Origin of the sequence: Ramlibacter aquaticus, from assembly GCF_015159745.1 — a bacterium.
In the GTDB taxonomy this organism is placed as follows: Bacteria; Pseudomonadota; Gammaproteobacteria; order Burkholderiales; family Burkholderiaceae_C; genus Ramlibacter; species Ramlibacter aquaticus.
In genome coordinates this window covers 1-17,997 of the sequence record NZ_JADDOJ010000002.1, presented here as the reverse complement: position 1 = coordinate 17,997, position 17,997 = coordinate 1, and the positions used below count along the sequence as shown (strand labels likewise).

The 17,997-nt window shown below is 70.8% G+C and carries 20 protein-coding genes; 10 read left to right on the top strand and 10 right to left on the bottom strand.

Annotated elements, in window-relative coordinates; all coding sequences use genetic code 11:
* Positions 1 to 2 precede the first annotated feature (2 nt).
* The 3 genes from IM725_RS00705 to IM725_RS00695 are packed head-to-tail and all read right to left on the bottom strand — an operon-like array spanning position 3 to position 2,976.
* Entirely contained in the window at positions 3 to 1,103 is a 1,101-nt protein-coding gene (locus tag IM725_RS00705; RefSeq protein ID WP_193778640.1) for an ATP-grasp domain-containing protein, read from the bottom strand.
* On the bottom strand, positions 1,103 to 2,068 hold the full coding sequence (locus tag IM725_RS00700) for a methyltransferase (RefSeq protein ID WP_193778639.1): 966 nt from the start codon (positions 2,066 to 2,068) through the stop codon (positions 1,103 to 1,105). The genes IM725_RS00705 and IM725_RS00700 overlap by 1 nt, the downstream gene beginning before the upstream one ends.
* Positions 2,068 to 2,976 (bottom strand): iron-containing redox enzyme family protein, encoded by a 909-nt coding sequence (locus IM725_RS00695; RefSeq protein ID WP_193778638.1) that lies wholly within the window; start codon positions 2,974 to 2,976, stop codon positions 2,068 to 2,070. Before IM725_RS00695 ends, IM725_RS00700 begins: the two co-directional genes overlap by 1 nt.
* 239 nt (positions 2,977 to 3,215) lie before the next feature.
* Here IM725_RS00695 and IM725_RS00690 point away from each other — a divergent pair, with 239 nt between their 5' ends.
* Entirely contained in the window at positions 3,216 to 4,448 is a 1,233-nt protein-coding gene (locus IM725_RS00690; protein WP_193778637.1) for an ABC transporter substrate-binding protein, read from the top strand.
* A 51-nt stretch (positions 4,449 to 4,499) separates the two neighbouring features.
* On the opposite strand, the gene IM725_RS00685 is transcribed toward IM725_RS00690, so the two are convergent.
* From IM725_RS00685 to IM725_RS00675, 3 genes are read right to left on the bottom strand one after another with little or no spacing between them, the layout of a single operon-like run.
* Entirely contained in the window at positions 4,500 to 5,312 is an 813-nt protein-coding gene (locus IM725_RS00685) for an alpha/beta fold hydrolase (RefSeq protein WP_193778636.1), read from the bottom strand.
* Between the two features lie 35 nt (positions 5,313 to 5,347).
* Positions 5,348 to 6,868: an aldehyde dehydrogenase gene (locus tag IM725_RS00680; protein WP_193778635.1), complete on the bottom strand. Its 1,521-nt coding sequence runs from the start codon at positions 6,866 to 6,868 to the stop codon at positions 5,348 to 5,350.
* 25 nt (positions 6,869 to 6,893) lie between these two features.
* A complete protein-coding gene (locus IM725_RS00675) occupies positions 6,894 to 7,574 on the bottom strand; it encodes a GntR family transcriptional regulator (protein WP_193778634.1) in 681 nt (226 codons plus the stop codon).
* 185 nt (positions 7,575 to 7,759) lie between these two features.
* Between IM725_RS00675 and IM725_RS00670 the strand changes: the two genes are divergently transcribed.
* The 7 genes from IM725_RS00670 to IM725_RS00640 all read left to right on the top strand — a co-directional run bounded on the left by IM725_RS00670 (position 7,760) and on the right by IM725_RS00640 (position 13,834).
* On the top strand, positions 7,760 to 9,001 hold the full coding sequence (locus IM725_RS00670) for an ABC transporter substrate-binding protein (RefSeq protein ID WP_193778633.1): 1,242 nt from the start codon (positions 7,760 to 7,762) through the stop codon (positions 8,999 to 9,001).
* Between the two features lie 16 nt (positions 9,002 to 9,017).
* Positions 9,018 to 9,878: a branched-chain amino acid ABC transporter permease gene (locus IM725_RS00665; protein ID WP_193778632.1), complete on the top strand. Its 861-nt coding sequence runs from the start codon at positions 9,018 to 9,020 to the stop codon at positions 9,876 to 9,878.
* Complete coding sequence (locus IM725_RS00660) at positions 9,875 to 10,813, top strand: branched-chain amino acid ABC transporter permease (RefSeq protein WP_193778631.1); 939 nt, start codon at positions 9,875 to 9,877, stop codon at positions 10,811 to 10,813. Before IM725_RS00665 ends, IM725_RS00660 begins: the two co-directional genes overlap by 4 nt.
* Positions 10,810 to 11,559: an ABC transporter ATP-binding protein gene (locus IM725_RS00655; RefSeq protein WP_193778630.1), complete on the top strand. Its 750-nt coding sequence runs from the start codon at positions 10,810 to 10,812 to the stop codon at positions 11,557 to 11,559. The genes IM725_RS00660 and IM725_RS00655 overlap by 4 nt, the downstream gene beginning before the upstream one ends.
* Positions 11,549 to 12,265 carry an ABC transporter ATP-binding protein gene (locus IM725_RS00650; RefSeq protein ID WP_407692490.1) on the top strand — a complete coding sequence of 239 codons (717 nt, stop codon included), beginning with the start codon at positions 11,549 to 11,551 and terminating at the stop codon, positions 12,263 to 12,265. Before IM725_RS00655 ends, IM725_RS00650 begins: the two co-directional genes overlap by 11 nt.
* 6 nt (positions 12,266 to 12,271) lie before the next feature.
* Positions 12,272 to 13,081 (top strand): alpha/beta fold hydrolase, encoded by an 810-nt coding sequence (locus IM725_RS00645; protein ID WP_193778629.1) that lies wholly within the window; start codon positions 12,272 to 12,274, stop codon positions 13,079 to 13,081.
* 171 nt (positions 13,082 to 13,252) lie between these two features.
* Positions 13,253 to 13,834, top strand: coding sequence for a hypothetical protein (locus IM725_RS00640; protein WP_193778628.1), 582 nt, complete (start codon positions 13,253 to 13,255; stop codon positions 13,832 to 13,834).
* Positions 13,835 to 13,850: 16 nt separating this feature from the next.
* Here the strand turns inward: IM725_RS00640 and IM725_RS00635 are convergent, their stop codons facing one another.
* From IM725_RS00635 to IM725_RS00625, 3 genes are read right to left on the bottom strand one after another with little or no spacing between them, the layout of a single operon-like run.
* Positions 13,851 to 14,990 (bottom strand): NAD(P)/FAD-dependent oxidoreductase, encoded by a 1,140-nt coding sequence (locus IM725_RS00635; protein WP_193778627.1) that lies wholly within the window; start codon positions 14,988 to 14,990, stop codon positions 13,851 to 13,853.
* Entirely contained in the window at positions 14,987 to 15,664 is a 678-nt protein-coding gene (locus tag IM725_RS00630; protein ID WP_193778626.1) for a cupin domain-containing protein, read from the bottom strand. Before IM725_RS00630 ends, IM725_RS00635 begins: the two co-directional genes overlap by 4 nt.
* A gap of 40 nt (positions 15,665 to 15,704) precedes the next feature.
* Positions 15,705 to 16,115 carry a nuclear transport factor 2 family protein gene (locus tag IM725_RS00625; RefSeq protein ID WP_193778625.1) on the bottom strand — a complete coding sequence of 137 codons (411 nt, stop codon included), beginning with the start codon at positions 16,113 to 16,115 and terminating at the stop codon, positions 15,705 to 15,707.
* A gap of 233 nt (positions 16,116 to 16,348) precedes the next feature.
* Here IM725_RS00625 and IM725_RS00620 point away from each other — a divergent pair, with 233 nt between their 5' ends.
* On the top strand, positions 16,349 to 16,705 hold the full coding sequence (locus IM725_RS00620) for a hypothetical protein (protein WP_193778624.1): 357 nt from the start codon (positions 16,349 to 16,351) through the stop codon (positions 16,703 to 16,705).
* Between the two features lie 30 nt (positions 16,706 to 16,735).
* On the opposite strand, the gene IM725_RS00615 is transcribed toward IM725_RS00620, so the two are convergent.
* Positions 16,736 to 17,455, bottom strand: a complete 720-nt coding sequence (locus IM725_RS00615; RefSeq protein WP_193778623.1) for a LytR/AlgR family response regulator transcription factor — start codon at positions 17,453 to 17,455, stop codon at positions 16,736 to 16,738.
* A gap of 118 nt (positions 17,456 to 17,573) precedes the next feature.
* On the opposite strand from IM725_RS00615, the gene IM725_RS00610 reads away from it, so the two are divergent.
* A complete protein-coding gene (locus IM725_RS00610; protein ID WP_193778622.1) occupies positions 17,574 to 17,978 on the top strand; it encodes a hypothetical protein in 405 nt (134 codons plus the stop codon).
* Positions 17,979 to 17,997 lie beyond the last annotated feature (19 nt).

The following is a 17,997-nucleotide window of genomic DNA, read 5'->3' as shown; positions in this document are numbered from 1 at the left end:
CGTCAGTTCGATGGCGGGTAACTGGCGATCAGGCGCTGCTGTCGAAGGTGCAGCGCCGCCAGTGCGAGGAGGGACAGGGGCTGGGTCCCCGCCTGGCGCCTGGCATGCGCGATCTCGAACAGAAGGCGCTGCTTCGCGAAGATGAGGGCGAACCCCCGCCACAGCGGCGTGTCCGGGTCCCAAGCCTCGATCGCCTCCGACCCCGCGCCGTTCACCTCCATGATGCGCAGGCCGCGCCCGCAGGCGAGGTCCGCGAGGCTGTCGAAGCGGACGTCGAAGCGCCCGAAGTAAAACTCCGGCATGTCGCGTGCGATGGCGTCCACGGCGTCCACCAGCGCCGGGGTGATGCAGGTGCCTGCGTCGCGGTACAGGCCGCCGACGCGGGTCGACCCGATCGTGGACAGTCTCACCAGCTCGCCAGCGGCCGGCACCTGCGAGAGGTCGCGGGTGAGGTCATGCAGCGGCGAGGCGAGCAGCCGCCGTGCCCGGGGATCGGCCGCGGCCAGCGCCGCGATGCTGCGCACCCCATCGCCGACGACACGCGGGAAGTCACGCAAGGCCAGGCCGATGATGCGACCGCGACCGGTGGCGGGGTCGCGGGCATAGAAGATTCCCGCCTCGCCGGGCTGGGCCAGGTATTCCTGCAACACCACCACTTCCCCTTGCGGAAAGCGTCCGAGGTAGTCCATCAGCGCCTCGATGCCATCCACACGGCGCACGCCGTGGCCGCAGAGCCCCAGGTCGGGCTTGGCCACGACGGGAAAGCCAAGCCCCCCCGCGGCCATGCGCGCTTGGACATCCGCGGCTGACATGCCGTCCTCCACGCGCAAGCCGATGTGCCGCGCGGTCGCCGCGCGCGCAACAGGCCCCATGCCGGCGAAGTATTCGAGCTTCCCTTCGCCGACCATGCCCCCTGCGGTGATGCGCGGGTTCGCGGCCGTGGGCAGCGAGAGGCTGCGATAGCGTATCCCCAGCACGATCCACTGCAGGACCAGGGGAATGCAGATCACCCACTTCGGCAGTCGCTCCAGCGCACCCAGCGCAGCAGGCCTGCGGGTGGCCGCGGCAGCGGGCGAAAAGACCTCACGCAGCGGCAGGGGCATCAGCGGGCTCCCCCGGTCCGGGTGGCGACGAGTCCCACGGCCGCGATCCTGTCGACGTCCTGGTAGGCCTCGGATTCGAGCTCTTCGCCGAACACATCCGGGTCGATCTCCTCGTAGCGCCAGGCGTAGGGGCCGGATTCCAGGTCCTGCAGGAGTTCCGCGATGAACGGATCGACGCCGTCCACCATGGCGACGCCCGTGTAGAGGGCGAGGCGGCCGCCCGGCGCCAGGCGTGGCAAGGCCTCGCGGGCAAGGCGGACACTCAGCGCACGGCCGTGGCCCTCGCCACCATCGCGGTACTGGCGGTGCTGCGCGTCGGCCATGTAGGGCGGGTTGGCCACGATGAGGTCGAAATCGCCTGCCACCGCCTGCAGCCCGTCACCGAGGGCGAGATTCGCGGGGACGGACGCCGCATCGAGGTTGCAGGCGGCGAACCGAAGCGCCCGCGGATTGATGTCGCTCAGCACCCATTGCGGGCTGAGGCGGCGCCCTCGAAGGGCCCGCGCAGCAGCGACCGCCCCGGCCCCCGTGCCGCACCCCACGTCGAGGATGCGCACGGGCGGTGCCGCCATCTCCTCGATGGCTTCCCGGATGAAGCGGCAAAAGCGATAGGTGTCCGGGCCGAAGAACACGGCGTCCGCTTCGGACGTCGGGTAGGCCGAATGCAGGAACAGGTCGTCATCCACAGAGGACACCCGCACCCGGCTGCGCAGCCGGTCACCGTCCCGGTCGAGCATCGCGGCGGCTTCCAGGCAGGCGAGCAGCCGGTGCGGCAGGTCGCCCGCCGTGAACGGCCGGCTCCACCCGAAGGCGTCCTTGAGCGCGTCAGGCCGCCCGCGAGGCCGCGCGAGCACGCGCGAGTGCGTGAGCGGCGTGGGGGTGATGAACCGGTAGCCTTCGGCACGCAGCAGGCGCAGCAGCCCCGCCATCGCTGCATGCCACGCGCTGCTGAGGTCTTCGGCCATCAGGACGCTGCAAGGCCCGAGGATGCCGCATCGGCCTGGCGGATGCCCAGCTCGCGGGCGTACCGGTCGAAGCAGCGCGCGCCGCAGGTGAGGCGGATCAAGGCGCCTTCGGCCATCGCGCGGGCGCAGGCGGCATCGCGCTCCGCGAGGGGCCGGATCACCTCGCGCAACCAGGCGCGTGCGTGGGACACGTCGAGCGCGGCGTGCAGTTCGAAATAGGCGCGATGGCGCGCCTCGAATCCGGTGCGGCGCATGCCGTCCGCGACCCGGCGCACACGGCCCGGCGCCGTGAGCTCGATCACCCCCAGCGCGCCGATGGCATGGAACGCATACCGGCGGCTCGTCGCCATCGCCACCATGGCATTCGACAAGGCCAGCGATTCGCTCACCGTCTCGCCGATGTCCGGCTTCAGGCCGAGCTCGTTCACCATCCGCTCGAGCAGGTGGCCGTGCATGGCCGCGCCCTTGCCGTGGCCCATCTCGTCCCAGAAATTGCGGGCGCACTCCAGCTTGGGCTGCTGGGGAAGACGCACCTGCGTGTAGGCGAGAAGATCCTCGAAGCCCGCCTCCCCGGCGGCCTCCTGCCGCAGGAACCAGCGGATGTCCTGCGCGTCCGCGTCCTCGGCCAGCCAGCGGAACAGCGGATGGTGCTGCCCCGGCCCGGTCTCCGCCAGGGCTTCGAACCAGCGCATGAAAGCGTCCGGGGACAGGCCGTGTGCTGGCATCTGCGGCGCCACCTGCGTACGCAGCGCCTCGATGAACTCGCCCTCGCGGCAGCGCATCGCGAGCTCCTGTTCAAGGTCCTCGCGCCAGCCGTCGTCTGGCAGGCGCGGGAGCAGGCGCTGCGCATTGAAGCCCGCCAGCGCGCGGTGGAAGGACGTCGGGTTCGGGTGATGCGAGGGTTCCATGGGCGACCGTTGAAGCGGTCGCTTTGCCCCGGGTTGAGGCTGACGGCCACTTGTTCCCCTAAGCTAACACTCGGCCTCAGCGGTGAAGTCAGCTGGCAGGCTGCCGCGCTGTAAGACCTCCTTGATGGAGTGGTGCCCTGGGGCCCCTCCCGCACGCCCATGCGACTCGTGGTTTTCCCCGCCTGCAGCGCGGGCTGATTGGCCTAACCTCTCGGCCAGTTCAACAGAGGCACCGCCCCATGCAACGTTCATCCTTCCTGTTCGCGATGGCCGCACTCTCCGCGGCCCTGCTTCCGCTCACCGCCGCCGCACAAGGCGAGCCGCTGCGCATCGGCTTCCTCACCGTGCGTTCCGGGCCGCTCGCCGCGGGCGGCCGGCAGATGGAGGAGGGCATCCAGCTGTTCCTGAAGGAGCACAACCAGATGCTGGCCGGCCGCAAGGTCGAACTGGTGATCGCCGACACGGGCGGCAACCCGGCGGGCGCCAAGGCCAAGACGCAGGAGCTGGTCGAGAAGGACAAGGTGCAGGTGATCATCGGCCCGCTCGCCACCTTCGAGGCGCTGGCGATCGACGACTACATCCAGCGCGCGCAGGTGCCGCTGATCACGCCGACCTCGGCCGCCCAGAACGACCTGGCGCAGCAGAAGAAGAACGACTACGTCATCCACGCCGTGGGCACGGCGGCGCAGCCCACGCACGTGCTGGGCGAATACGCGGCGAAGAAGCTGGGCCTCAAGCGCGTCGCCATCGTGGCGGACGACTTCGCCTACGGCCACGAGGGCGCGGCCGGCTTCCTCAAGACCTTCGAGGACGGCGGCGGCAAGATCGTGCAGCGCCTGTGGTCGCCGCTGAACGTCGCCGACTACGGCACCTTCATCGCCCAGATCAAGCCCACGGTGGACGGCGTGTACGCCGGCTTTGCGGGCACCAACGGCGTGAAGTTCCTCAAGCAGGGCAAGGAATACCAGCTCAAGCAGACCGTGCTGGGCAACCCGACCACGGTGGACGAGGGCGTGCTGCGCGCCATGGGCGACGAGGCGATCGGCACCTATTCCGCCAGCTGGTACTCGGCCACCATCCCGACGCCGGACAACCAGCGCTTCGTGAAGGCGATCCAGGCCGACTACAAGGTCACGCCCGGCTTCTACACCGCGGGCACTTACACGGCCGGCCTGTTCCTGGAGGCGGCGCTGAACGCCGTCAAGGGCCGCGCCGAGGACAAGCCCGCCTTCGTCAAGGCGCTGCACGAGGTCAAGCTGACCAGTGGCCCCATGGGCCCCATCCACCTCGACGAGTACGCCAAGCCGGTGCTGAACATCTATATCCGCAAGGTGGAGCGCAAGGACGGGCAGCTGGTGAACACCATCCTGCAGACGGTGCCCAACGTCAGCCAGTTCTGGACCTACGACCCCAAGGCCTTCCTGGCCATGCCGCCCTACTCGCGCGAGACGCCGGCCAAGAACCTGGAATGAGCTTCAGCGCCGGCTGAGGACCGGCGACGTCGACCGTCGCCGGTCGCCGGCTCAGCCGGCGATGAAGCCGCTGATGGCGTCCATGAACTGGCCGGGCGCCTGCAGCTGCGGCACGTGGGCGCAACCGGTGAGGATCTCCAGGCGTGCGTCGGGCAGGCCCGCCGCGAGTTCCTTCGACATGGGCGGGGGCGTGGCCTCGTCCTGTTCGCCCACCAGCACCAGGGCCGGCGTCTTCACGCCGGCCAGCTTGTCGCGCACGTCCAGCGTGGCCAGCGCCTCGCAGGCGCCGTGGAAGGTGGCCGGGTCCACGGCCAGAAAGCGCTCCTTGCGGGCCGCGACCAGGTCGGGGTTCTGCTGCTGGAACTCGGGCGCGAACAGGCGCCGCATGGCGACGTCGGCGATCGCGCCCAGGCCCTTCTCGCGCGCATTCGCGGACATGCCGCGGAAGGCCGCGCGACCCGGCTCGGAGAAGCAGGCGCCGCAGTCGGCCAGCACCAGACGGGCGGCGAGCTGCGGGTGGCGGATGGCCGTCATCAGCGCGATGAAGCCGCCGTAGCCGTTGCCCAGCAGCAGGGGCTTGGGCAGGCCCATCGCCGCGATGCCGCCGGCGATGTGGTCGGCGATGTCTTCCAGCTTGCCGCCCACGGCCTCGGACTGGCCGAAGCCGGGCAGTTCCAGCACCACCACCTGGTGGGTGGCGGCCAGCGCGGGCAGGATGCGGTCGAAGCTGCTGCTATCGGCCAGCAGCGAATGGAACAGCACGATGGGCGTGCCGCTGCCACCCACGCGGGCGGCCAGGCGCTTGCCGCCGACGGTGACCGTGCGGCTCTGGAACTCGGGGTGGGAGGCGTTGGAAGCGTTCATACGGGTCCGGGTCTCGTTGTTGTCGTCGTGGGCGCTCAGTTCAGGCGCGACTGCTTGGCGGTGTCCTTGTACCAGTCGAAGGGCGCGTCATCCAGGCGCACCATCACGCTCTTGGTCTCGAAGTGCTGGTCGAAGGATTCGGTACCGCATTCGCGGCCGATGCCGGAGTCCTTCACGCCCCCCCAGGGCGAGGCCGGATCCAGCCGGTGGTGGTCGTTGATCCAGACGATGCCGCAGCGCAGGCGCGCGGCCACGCGGTGGGCGCGCGTCACGTCCTTGGTGCGGATCGCGCCGGCCAGGCCGAAGGGCGAATCGTTGGCCATGGCGATGGCCTCGGCCTCGGTGCTGAACTTGCTCACCGACACGAAGGGGCCGAACACCTCCTCCTGGAAGATGCGCATGCGCGGCGTGACGTCGGCGAACACCGTGGGCTCGACGAAGAAGCCGTTCTTCAGGGCCGGGTCGGCCGGCACCTTGCCGCCCGCCACCAGGCGCGCCTTGTCCTCCTCCAGCCCGATGCGCACGTAGTTGAGCACCCGCTGCTGCTGGCGTGCCGAGACCACCGGGCCCAGCTGCACCGAGGGGTCCGAGGGGTTGCCGATGCGGATGGTGCGGGCCTTGTCGGCCAGGCGCTCCACGAACTCGTCGTAGACGCGCTCGTGCACGATCTGGCGGCTGCCGCAGATGCAGGTCTGGCCGGCGCCGATGAAGGCGCCGAAGGCCGCGTAGTTCACCGCCTGCTCGACGTCGAAATCGTCGAACACCAGCACCGGGGTCTTGCCACCCAGCTCCAGCGTCTGGTGGGCGAAGTTGTTGCCGGCCAGCGCGCCGGTGATGCGGCCGGCCTCGGTGCCGCCGGTCAGCACCCACTTGGCCAGCATGGGGTGCTGGGCCAGCGCCTTGCCGGTGGTGGGCCCCAGGCCGGTGACCACGTTGAAGCAGCCGGGCGGCAGGCCCGCCTCGACGAAGAGCTGCGCCAGGCGCAGCGTGGTCAGCGGCGTGTACTCGGAGGGCTTGACCACCGTGGTGCAGCCCGAGGCCAGCACCGGCGCCAGGCTCTTGACCATGATCATCAGCGGGTGGTTGAACGGGGTCGAGTTGCCGACCACGCCGATGGGCGTGCGCAGCGTGTAGTTCAGGTAGTTGCCGTCGACCGGGATGACCGAGTCGCGGCGGGCGATCGCCAGGCCCGCGTTGTAGCGGAAGAAGTCGGGCAGGCGCGAGATCTGGGCGCGGGTCTCGTTCAGCGAGCGGCCGTTGTTGGCGGTCTCCAGCTGGTACATCTCGTCCAGGTGGGCCTCGAACACGTCGGCCAGCTTGTTGATCAGCTTGGCGCGCGTGCGGTTGGACATGCCGGCCCACTCCGCGCTCTCGAAGGCGGCATGCGAGCTGCGCACCGCGCGGTCCACGTCCGCGTCGCTGGCCTGGCTGATCTGCGCCAGCAGCTCGCCGGTGGCGGGGTTGATCACGTCCAGCAGCTCGGGGGTCTCGGCCGGCACTTCGCGGCCGTCGATGAAGAGGCCGTGCACGGTCGGCGCGTGCTTCGCATTGCTCATGGTGAATCCTTCAGGTGGAAATGGGTCAGCCTGCGATGAGGCTGCGGGAAATGGAATCGCTGACGCGGCGGCCGGCGGCGGTGATGTGCTGCTCGGCCAGGCGCTGGGCTTTCTTCAGCGCGCGCGCCTGCAGCGCGTCGATGACCTCGGCGTGCTCGTTCACCAGGACCTGCGGGTCGCCGGCACGCACGTTGGCCACGCTCACCTGCACGGCACGCTCCATCTGGTCGATCAGGTCGTTGAGCTGGTCGCGCATGCGGGCATTGCCGCCCAGCTCGGCGAGACGGCGGTGGAAGGCGCGGTTGAAGGCGACGAAGCCGCCCGGCCAGGCCGCGGCGTCGTAGCGGCGGAATTCGTCCAGGCGCTGCAGCTGCTCGTCGGTGGCGTGGCGGACGATGCGCTCCACGCAGGCCCGCTCCAGCGCGGCGCGCAGGTGGAACATGTCCAGCACGTCGGTCAGCGACACGGGTGCGACGCGGTAGCCCTGGCGCGGCACGGTGATCACCAGGCCTTCGGATTCGAGTCGCATCAGCGCGTCGCGCACCGGCGACTTGCTGACCTCGAAGCGGGCGGCGAGCTCGCCCTCGCGGATCTCGGTGCCCGGCGCCAGCCGGCAGCTGATGACGTCGGCCCGCAGCTGCTCGTACACCGTCTCGCGCAGCAGGCGCGTGCCGGTAGACACCAGCTGGGAATCGGGGACGCTCATGGACTCCAAAGATATCACAGGGTTCAAAAAATGCACCTGCTGATTGATCACGAAATGCGGCTTCTCCGTGTTTTCCCTCGGAGAGCGCCTCGGCAGGCCTCTATTCCGTTGACCTTTTCTTCTTTCGTGAAATATCATGAACCACAAAGTCGGCGAGCCGCCGGCACACCAGGAGACACCCCGCCATGCCGTTCCAGCCCACCCGCCGCGCTCTTGCCGTCTTCACCGTCCTGGCCGGCTTCGGCTTCGCCGCCCATGCCGCCGACCCGATCCGCATCGGCTTCCTCACCGTGCGCTCCGGCGCGCTGGCCGCCGGCGGCAAGCAGATGGAGAACGCGCTGCGCCTGTTCCTCAAGGAACGCAACGACACGCTGGCCGGGCGCAAGGTCGAGCTGATCGTGGCCGACACGGCCGGCCAGCCGGCGGTCACCAAGAGCAAGGCGCAGGAGCTGGTGGAGAAGGACAAGGTCAACGTCATCATCGGCCCGCTCGCGGCCTTCGAGGCGCTGGCCATCGACGACTACATCCGCAAGAGCGAGATGCCCACCATCTCGCCCTCGGCCGCCGCCGAGGACCTGACCCAGCGCAAGCCCAACCCCTGGTTCGTGCGCGCGGTGGGCACCTCCGCCCAGTCCAGCCACGCGATGGGCGAGTACGCCGCCAAGACCCTGAAGTACAAGCGCGTGGCCGTCATCGGCGACGACTTCGCCTTCGGCCACGAGACGGTCGCCGGCTTCCAGCGCACCTTCGAGGAGAACGGCGGCAAGGTGGTGCAGAAGCTCTGGTCGCCGCTGAACGTGGCCGACTACGGCTCCTACATCGGCCAGATCAAGCCCAACGTGGACGCGGTCTACGCCGCCTTTGCCGGCGGCAACGGCATCAAGTTCCTGAAGCAGTACAAGGAGTACGGCCTGCAGGGCAAGATCCCGGTGATCGCTTCCATGACCACGGTGGACGAGGGCATCCTCAAGCAGATGGGCGACGAGGCCGTGGGCGTGATCTCCTCCGGCTGGTACACCGCCACCACCACCGCGCCGGCGAACAAGAAGTTCGTCGCCGCCATGAACACGGCCTACGGCGAGGACCCCGGCTACTACTCCATGGGTGCCTACGGCGCAGGCCTGATGCTGGAGCAGGCGCTCAAGGACGTGAAGGGCAAGATCGAGGACAAGCAGGCCTTCATGGCGGCGCTGCGCAAGGTGCACCTGGCCGACGACCCGCGCGGCGACCTGAGTCTGGATGCGCTGGGCAACCCGATCATGGACATCACGATCCGCAAGGTCGAGCGCGAGAACGGCAAGCTGGTCAACAAGGTGATCAAGACCTACCCGGCGGTGACCCAGTTCTGGACGTACCCGACCAAGGACTTCCTGGCCGCGCCGGTCTACTCGCGCGACTACCCGCCGGCCAACAACCTCGAGAAGTGAGCGGCCCCGCCACGCCATGAATTTCTGGTTGATCCAGGCCCTGAACAGCCTCGCCCTGGGTGGCGTCCTGTTCACGCTGGCCGCCGGCTTCTCGCTGATCTTTGGCCTCATGCGGGTGGCCAACCTCTCGCACGGGGCCTACTTCATGCTTGGGGCCTACGTGGGCTACACGGTGCTGGACCGGGGCGGCAACTTCGCCACCGCGGTGCTGGCCGCGGCCGTGGCCGTGGGCCTGCTGGGCGCGGTGGTCGAGCGCGTGATCCTGCGCCGCCTGGGCAACAACGCGTTGTCGCAGGTGCTGGCCACGCTGGGCGTGGCCTTCGTCATCGGCGACGGCTGCCTCTGGATCTGGGGCGGGGATCCGCGCTCGGTGTCCTCGCCCGACATGCTGTCCGGCGCGGCCCACCTGTTCGGCCTGACCTTTCCGCTCTACCGCGTCGCGGTGCTGGGCATCAGCGTCCTCATCGCGATCGCGCTCTGGCTGCTGCTGGACAAGACCCGGCTGGGCGTGATGATCCGCGCCAGCGTGGACGACCGCCAGATGGCGCAGGGCATCGGCGTGCCGGCCACGCGCATCTTCACCACCGTGTTCTGCCTGGGCACGGCGCTCGCGGGCCTGGGCGGCGTCATCGCCGCGCCCATCCTCTCGGTCTACCCCGGCCTGGACGCCGACATGCTGCCGCTCGCGTTGGTCGTCGTGATCCTGGGCGGCCTGGGCAGCCTGGCGGGCGCCTTCGTCGGCAGCTTCGTGGTCGGCTTCATCTACAGCTTCGGGCAGGTGCTCTTCCCCGACCTGGCCTACATGATCCTGTTCCTGCCCATGGTGGTGATCCTGGCGGTGCGCCCGCGCGGCCTCTTCGGACGGATCACCGCATGAAGCGCGTCCTCCTCGGCATCACCCTGGTGGCCCTGGCGGCGTTGCCCGTGCTCGCGGGCAACGTCTACTACGTCAACCTCGCCAGCCAGGTGCTCATCGCCGCCATGATGGCCCTGAGCCTCAACCTGCTGGTGGGCTACGCGGGGCTGACCTCGCTGGGGCATGCGGGCTTCCTGGGCGTGGCCGCCTACGGCACGGCCTGGACCATGACGCACCTGGGCTGGGGGCATTTCCCGGCGGCCCTGGTGGCGTTGACGGTCTCGCTGGCGGTGGCCTGCGTCTTCGGCCTGATCGCCCTGCGCGCCAGCGGCATCAGCTTCCTGATGATCACGCTGGCGCTGGGCCAGATCCTGTGGGGCCTGGCCTACCGCTGGACCAGCGTCACCGGCGGCGACAACGGCATCTCGGGCCTGACCCGGCCCAGCCCCTTCGGCATCTCGCTGGCCGACCCCGTGCCCTTCTACTACTTCGCGCTCATCGTGTTCCTGGCGGTCTGGGGCGGCGTCGCGGTGTGGATGGGCTCGCCCTTCGGCGCCAGCATCCGCGGCTCGCGCGACCAGGCGCGGCGCATGGCGGCCCTGGGCTACAACGTGTGGCTGATCCGCTGGATCACCTTCGTGGTCGCCGGCGTGCTGGGCGGCCTGGGCGGCCTCATGTACGTCTACTACAACCAGTTCATCAGCCCGCACAGCCTGTCGCTGGCCAACAGCGCGGAGATGCTGCTGATGGTCATCGCCGGCGGCGCCGGCACGCTCAGTGGCCCGGTGCTGGGCGCCGTGCTCGTCATGCTGCTCAAGAACGTGGCCAGCGCCTACATCGACCGCTGGACCATGCTGCTGGGCGTGGTCTTCATCCTCATCGTCATGTACATGCCGGGCGGGCTCTCGGTCGGCATCGCGCGCCTGCACCGCTGGGTGCGCGGGAGGGCCGCATGAGCGCCACCGCCCCGGCCCTGCGCATCGCGGGCCTGTCCAAGACCTTCGGCGGCCTGCAGGTCACGCGTTCGGTGCAGCTCGAGGTGGCCGAGGGCGAGCGCCACCTGCTGATCGGCCCCAACGGCGCGGGCAAGACCACGCTGTTCAACCTGATCGCCGGCGACCTGCGGCCCACGGCCGGCAGCATCCACCTGCAGGGCCGCGACGTCACCGCGCTGGCGCCGCACCTGCGTGCCCAGCTCGGGCTGGCGCGCACCTACCAGATCGTCACCCTGTTCGGCCGCGACACGCTGCTGCACAACGTCAAGCTCGCGCTGCTGGGCCGCTCGCCCCAGCGCTGGCGCCAGTGGGGCAGCTTCGACGCCGACCCGGCCCTGTCCGAGCGTGCGCGCGCGGTGCTGGATTCGGTGGGCCTGGGCGCCAAGGCGCAGTTGCCGCTGGAGCAGACCTCGTACGGCGAGAAGCGCCGGCTGGAGATCGCCATGGCGCTGGCGCAGTCGCCGCGCGTGCTGCTGCTGGACGAGCCGCTCGCCGGCCTGTCGGCGCAGGAGCGCGAGACCGTGACCGAACTTCTGCGCGGCATCGGGCGCGACATCACCATCCTCATGATCGAGCACGACATGGAAGCCGCGCTCGCCTTCGCCGACCGCGTCACGCTGCTGCACTACGGCGAAGTGATCCTGGGCGGTACGCGCCAGGAGGTCGTCTCCGATCCGCGCACGCGGGAGATCTACCTTGGCCACTAGCCTGCTGCGGCTGGACCGCATCAACGCCTTCTACGGCGACAGCCACGTGCTGCACGACGTGAGCCTGGAGGTGCAGGAGGGCCGCCTGCTCGCGCTGCTGGGGCGCAACGGCGCCGGCAAGACCACCTGCATCAGCAGCATCGTCGGCTTCCTGCCGCCGCGCAGCGGCGAGGTCTCGCTGGCTGGCGCGCCCATCGCCCGCCTCTCGCCCGAGCGCATCTGCCGCGCCGGCATCGGGCTGGTGCCGCAGGGCCGGCGCATCTTCCCCACGCTCACAGTGCGCGAGAACCTGGACGTGGCGGCGCGCCCGGCCCGCGCGGATGCCCAGCGCCGCTGGGACCGCGATGCCGTCTGCACCATGTTCCCGCGCCTGCGCGAACGCCAGGGGCAGCTGGCCGGCACGCTCTCGGGCGGCGAACAGCAGATGCTGGCCATAGGCCGTGCCCTCATGACCAACCCGCGCGTGCTGCTGCTGGACGAGCCCTCCGAAGGTCTGGCGCCGCGCGTCGTGCACGAGGTGGCGGAGGCGCTCGCGGAACTCAAGCGCCAGCTGTGCATCGTGCTCGTCGAGCAGAACCTGGGCGTCGCGCTCGGTCTGGCGGACGACGTGGTGCTGCTCAACACCGGGCGCGTGGTCTTCGCGGGCGATGCCGCCGAATTCAAGGCCCGCCAGGGCGAGCTGAGCGCCCACCTGGGCGTGGAGTAGAACCCCATGACCGACACCCTGCACTTTGCGCCGGCCGGGCGCTACCAGCTGCGCTACCTGGACACCGGGGGCCCGGGCACGCCGGTGGTGCTGATCCACGGCCTGGCAGGCGACTACACGGCCTGGCTGGCCCAGGTCGCGGCGCTGCGCGACACCTACCGCGTGATCGCCTTCGACAACCGCGGCGCGGGGGCCAGCACGCAGGTGGACGAGCCCGTGAGCACGCAGGACCTGGCGCAGGACACGCTGGCGCTGATGGACCACTGCGGCATCGCGCAGGCGCACGTCGTCGGCCGCTCCATGGGCGGCGCCGTCGCCCAGCACATGGCGCTGCAGGCGCCGGCGCGCGTGCGCTCGCTGGTGCTGTGCGCCTCCTTCGCCCGGCTGGATCCGCTGGGCCGCCGGGTCCTGCTCAACATGCGCGAGGCGCTGGAATGGCGCGGCAGCTGGGCCGACCATGCCCGGCACTCGGTGCAGAACTTCGTGTCCGCCGGCTTCTTCAACGCGAACCCGGAGCGCGTGGCCGCGATCGAGGCGCTGATCGGCGGTGAGACCCGGCTGCCGGCCTGCTACAGCCGCCAGAACGAGGCCTGCCAGCAGCACGACACGGTGGCCGAGCTGCACCGTATCTCGCAGCCCACGCTGGTCATGGCCGGCGACGCCGACCCGATCTGCTCCATGAGCGCGACGCGCTGGCTGGCCGAGGGCATCCCGGGCGCGCGCCTGGAGGTCTTCGAGGACGCGAGCCACTTCTTCCTCATGGAGCAGCCCGGGCGCTTCATGCAGCTGCTGGGCGACTGGCTCGCCAGCCACTGAGCCCGCGCGGCCACGGCCGCGAGGGCGCAAGCCCCTCGAGGCGCTGCGCCGTGGGGCGCCACGGATGAGCTGCAGTCCGCGGGATCGCCACCCCGGGCAATCCCGCACGCCCGGGACTCCACGGCCGGCGGGCCTTGCGCTACATTGGCCCTTCGGTTCCGGGAGAGGGGCATGGACGAACTGGCTTTGTATTGCGCCTTGGCATTCGTCTGCGGATTCGCGATGTCGCAGGGCCTGTCGCGCGCCCTCGCGAGCGGGCTGCGCCACAAGCTGCACGAACGCGAACGCAGCCTGAAGGCCCGGCTGGCCCAGCTGCGGTGCCTGCGCGCCGCCCAGCGCATCAGCGAGGGCGCGTGGTCCCACGTGGCGACCGAGCTGCCGTGCTGCATCGAGCGTCGTGCGCTGCTGCAGCGCCTGTCGGCCCTGCTGCCCGAGTTGTCGGTGCCCCAGGATGCGCGAGCCAGCCTGCTGGGCAACGCCCGCCAGGCCGCGCTGGCCGCGGCCGCCGACGAGATCGGCGGCCTGGTGAAGGCGCTGGGCGAGCCGCGGCTCCTGCAGCTGTGGGCGCAGTGCAGCTACGAATCGCTGCACGCCATGCTGGCCGAACTCGTCAAGCTGCCGCCTGCGGCCAATGCGTCGGCGTTCGGGCCGGTCGACTTCCTCCAGGACCTGGACGCCATGGACAGCATCCGCTCCGACTTCGGCGACATGGAGATCATCGAGTCCTACCCCCGGGCCGGCGCGCGCACCTGAGCGGCCCGCGCCCCGTTCAGGGGGTGGTGGCCGCGGGGCTGCCCAGGAGCGCGGCCACGCCCCGCGCGGCCGCGTCCAAAGCCCCGGCCAGGTAGCCCGGGAAGGCCGTGGACCACTCGCTCGCGACGCCGGCCAGCGTGCCCGCCCAGGGGCCGGCCGCGGCCGTGGCCGGCGGCGGCGGAGCGTGGTGGTGGGCGTCGCCCTGCAGGTCGGCGGGCGTGCAGGTCCAGGGGTCCTGGGACCAGTCCTTCAGCCACTCCGCCACCGGGTGTGCGGCACGCGGGCCGAACAGCCGCTCCAGCTGCAGGCGGCAATGCGCGCGCAGCACGTCCTTGCCCACCTGCAGTCGCGTGGCCGCGGGAACGCCGAGAAAGCCAAACAGGGCGGCCTGGCCGCCCGGGAACGAGGCGTCGTGGATCTCGCCCATCGGCCCCACGCTGCTGCGCGCTTCGCCGGAGAGGCCCTGGGCCCGCCAGAACGGCTCGTCGTACACCGCGAGGTATTTCGCGTGCGGCGCCATCCAGGTGGGCGTGGCCGCCCACTGCCGCTGCAGCGCGGGTGGCAGGGCCGGACTGAAGGCGATGCCCGCTGCGAGCCGCGGCGGCAGGGCCAGCAGCACGCCGCGCGCGGTCCACGTGGCCGCGGTGCCCGCCGCATCCACCGTGTCCACCGCCACGCAGTCGCCGAGGTGGCGCAGCTGCGTCACGCGCTGGCCGCACACCAGCTGGCCGGCCGGCAGGCGGGCCGCCAGGGCCTCCACCATCGCCACCATCCCGCCGTGCACCCGGTGGCCCGCCGGCTGGGACACATAGCCCGCCGTGCGGGCCGGGGGGGCCGTGCGGGAGCGGTCCAGCAGCAGGTCACCGTCTTCCTGCTGGGGAAAGCTGGCCAGCCCGAGCGCCTGCAGCAGCGCGGCCAGGCCCGGTTGCAGGGCCGGCCAGAACCAGGTGGGCCCGAGGTCGAAGCGGTCGCCCCGCCAGGGGGCGGAAGTGCCGTCGGCCGAAGGGAGGCCCGCGGCGGACTGGATGCGGCCGCCCGGCGTCGCCCGGGCTTCCAGCACGGTGCAGTCCGTGATGCTGCGCCGGGCCAGCAGGTGCGCGGCGTACAGCCCGCCGAGGCCGCCGCCCACCACCAGGATGCCGGTGTCGCGCGTCATGCCGCGCCCGGGGCCGCGGACGCGCTGCGCAGGTGGCCCGTCTTCACGTACACGCAGGCGCCCGCGGGGCCCGCCCGCCGGTCCAGCGCCTGCCCCGGGGGCAGGCGCAACCAGGTGCCGCTGCCCAGGGGCCCCTGGGCGTCCTGCAGTTCGCCCGAGACGACCAGGATCTCGATCCCGCCCGCCGCGTCCTCGGCCAGGGCCTGGCCCGGGGCCACGCGTTCCAGGCGCACGGATTCGCCGCCGCCTTCGAACAGCGGGCACAGCGCGCGGCCCGCCTGCGTCCGCCAGTGGGCGGGGTCGCGCGTGTCGATGCGCACGAAAGCGCGCTCGCCGGCCGCGGCCTGGCGCAGCTTCACGAACAGCAGGGCGCCTTCGTCGCTGGAGGGCTGGTGCGAGGACCCGGGCGGATTGCGCAGGTACCAGCCGGCCGGGTAGTGCCGTTCGCCCTCGGAAAAGCCGCCCGACAGGATCAGGATCTCTTCGCCTTCGGGGTGCGAGTGGGCCGGGAAGGAGGAGCCGCGGGCATAGCGCACGATGCTGGTGGCGCGTGCCACCTCGCCGCCGATGCGGTCCAGCATCACCCGCTCCACGCCGGGCTGGGGGGAGGGCACCCAGCGGTACTGGCCGGGCGTGAGCATGGCGGGCTGCGAGAAATCGTCGTGGATCAGCATGGGTGTGGCGTCAGGGCTGGGGCAGGGCTGCGCCGGCGGTTCAGAACATGGAGTTGCCATTGGCGGATTCGGCGGGCACGACCTGCAGCACGTCCCAGTGCTCGACCACCCGGCCCTGGTCGTCGAGCCGGAAGATGTCCATGCCGGCCCAGTCCCTGTCCGGGAAGCCCGGCCACTCCTGGTGGCAGTGCAGCACCACGTACGGGCCCTCGGCGATGACGCGCTTGAAATGCACGCGCTTGCCGGGGTACTCCCGCGCCATGCGCTCGAAGTAGTCGATGAAGGCCTGCTTGCCGTCGCCCACCGCGGGGTTGTGCTGGGTGTAGTGGGCGCCGGCGTAGCGTTCGATGGCTTCGCGGGGCTGGCAGGCGTTGAACATCAGGTCGTAGAACGCCAGGACGTTGCGCTTGTTGCTGGCAAGGCTGTCGTGCTCGGAATTCGCAGCGTCCATGTCGTCATCCCCCGGGAAAACGCAGGAGCCTACCGCATTCCCCGGCTTCCGGCAGGCGAGCCGCACGGCCGGGCCCGCGCACACGCTTCGGCTCCATGACGTGGCGCGACAGCCTGTTCCCCATGACGCCGTTTCGTTCCAGGAACCTGACCTTTCGGGGGGTGTGCCGCCCTGCCGGTGGGGCCGCGCTTACTTTTGACGCCAGCGCATGCCCACCAGGGAGGAACACATCGATGGAGCTCACGAGTCCGAACCCGGCCACCGCCCCCGCCCCGTCGTGCCAGGCGCCCCGCCAATGGCTGCGCCGGCAGGATGAACAGGTGCAGATGCTCACGGGGCCCGTGGGCAGCTACTGGGTCATCTCCGTCGGCGTGCTCGAGGATTCACCCGGCCGGCGCCATTACGAGGGCCGGGTGAAGATCTGCCTGAACCGGCCCGAGGATTACTTCACCGCCACGCCCGTGTGGCGGCTCGCCGGCACCGGCGAATCGGATTCGCTGATGGCCGCCGTCGAGCGGGCCGAGCGCCTCGGCCTGCTGCGCGTGCGCGCCATGCTGGCCTCGCCCGTCCCGCTTCCGCGACGCCGCTGAGGCGGCCCTGCCTGGGGGGCCGGGGCGCCCTCAGAAGAAGCCGTCGGTGAAGCGCGATTCGTTGGGCCGTGACACCACCAGGCGCTCGGCGCGGTCGCGCAGGCGCACCACCAGGCGGCCCAGGTCGTCCCGGCGGGCGCTGTCCATGTGCCGCATGTTGACGATGATGCCGCGGTGGATGCGCCAGAAGCGCTGCGGGTCCAGCGAGCTCTCCACCGCGCCTATGCCCATGCGCAGCAGGCCCTCGAAGCCGGGCATCACGACGCGGGTGTACTTGCGGTCGGCGGTGAAGTACACCACCTCGTCGAGCGGCGCCCAGACCAGTTCCTGGCCGCGGAACAGGCACAGCGCGCTGGTGCGCTCGCGCCCCGCGGGCACGCTGGGCATGGCCGTCGAGGCCTCGGCCTTGGCCAGCGCCTGCTCCAGCCGCGCGGCCCGCACCGGCTTGAGGACGAAGTCGACCGCATCCGAATTGAAGGCGTCGACGGCGAAGATGGGGTCGCCGGTGACGAAGATGGTGGGCACCCGGCGCGACTGCTGGCGCACGATCTCCAGTGCCGTGACGGCCCCCAGGCGCACGTCCAGGATGGCCAGCGTGGGCCTGTCCTGGTCCAGGCTGTGCTGCACCTCGTCGGCCGAGCGGGCGCAGGCGACGATGGACCAGTGCGGACGCAGGCGCGCGAGCAGGTCGGCCAGCAGGCCCAGCTGGCCGGCGTCGTCGTCGCCCAGCAGCACCTTGACGCTGCTCACCGGGGCGGCGCCTGCGGGGACTTCGGTTGGAATTGCCTCGAACATGACTTTGTTGCCTTGAGTTCGTGTCCCTGGGACGATTAAATCACCGCTAACCCCATCCGAGTCCACGCCCACCATGTCCTTGCCCGCGCCGGCACCGCAGCCGCTCCCCGTTGCCGACGTGCACCTGGTCATGAACGCCTTCAACCGCCTCGCCGCCCGCGCCATGGCGCAGGGCGGCGAGGAGGACCCCTTGCTCTTCGCCCTGGCGGACTACCTGCGCGCCACGCTGTCCGGCAGCATGGACGCGCAAGTGTCGCTGGGCCAGGAGGTGCAGGCCCTGGCGACCCTGGTCGTTCTGGAGGAGGAGACCGCCGGCGCCCACATCGAGTTCAGGCTCGCCTGCGAACTGGGGGCCTTCCTGGCGCCGCGTGGCCTGCTGCTGGCCGCGCTGCCGGTGCTGCAGCAACTGGGCGCCGAACTGGCCCAGGACTTCGCGGCGGCCGCGCATGTGGGCGACTGCGCCCTGGCGATGGCATGAGCCGGGGCGGGGCGGCGGT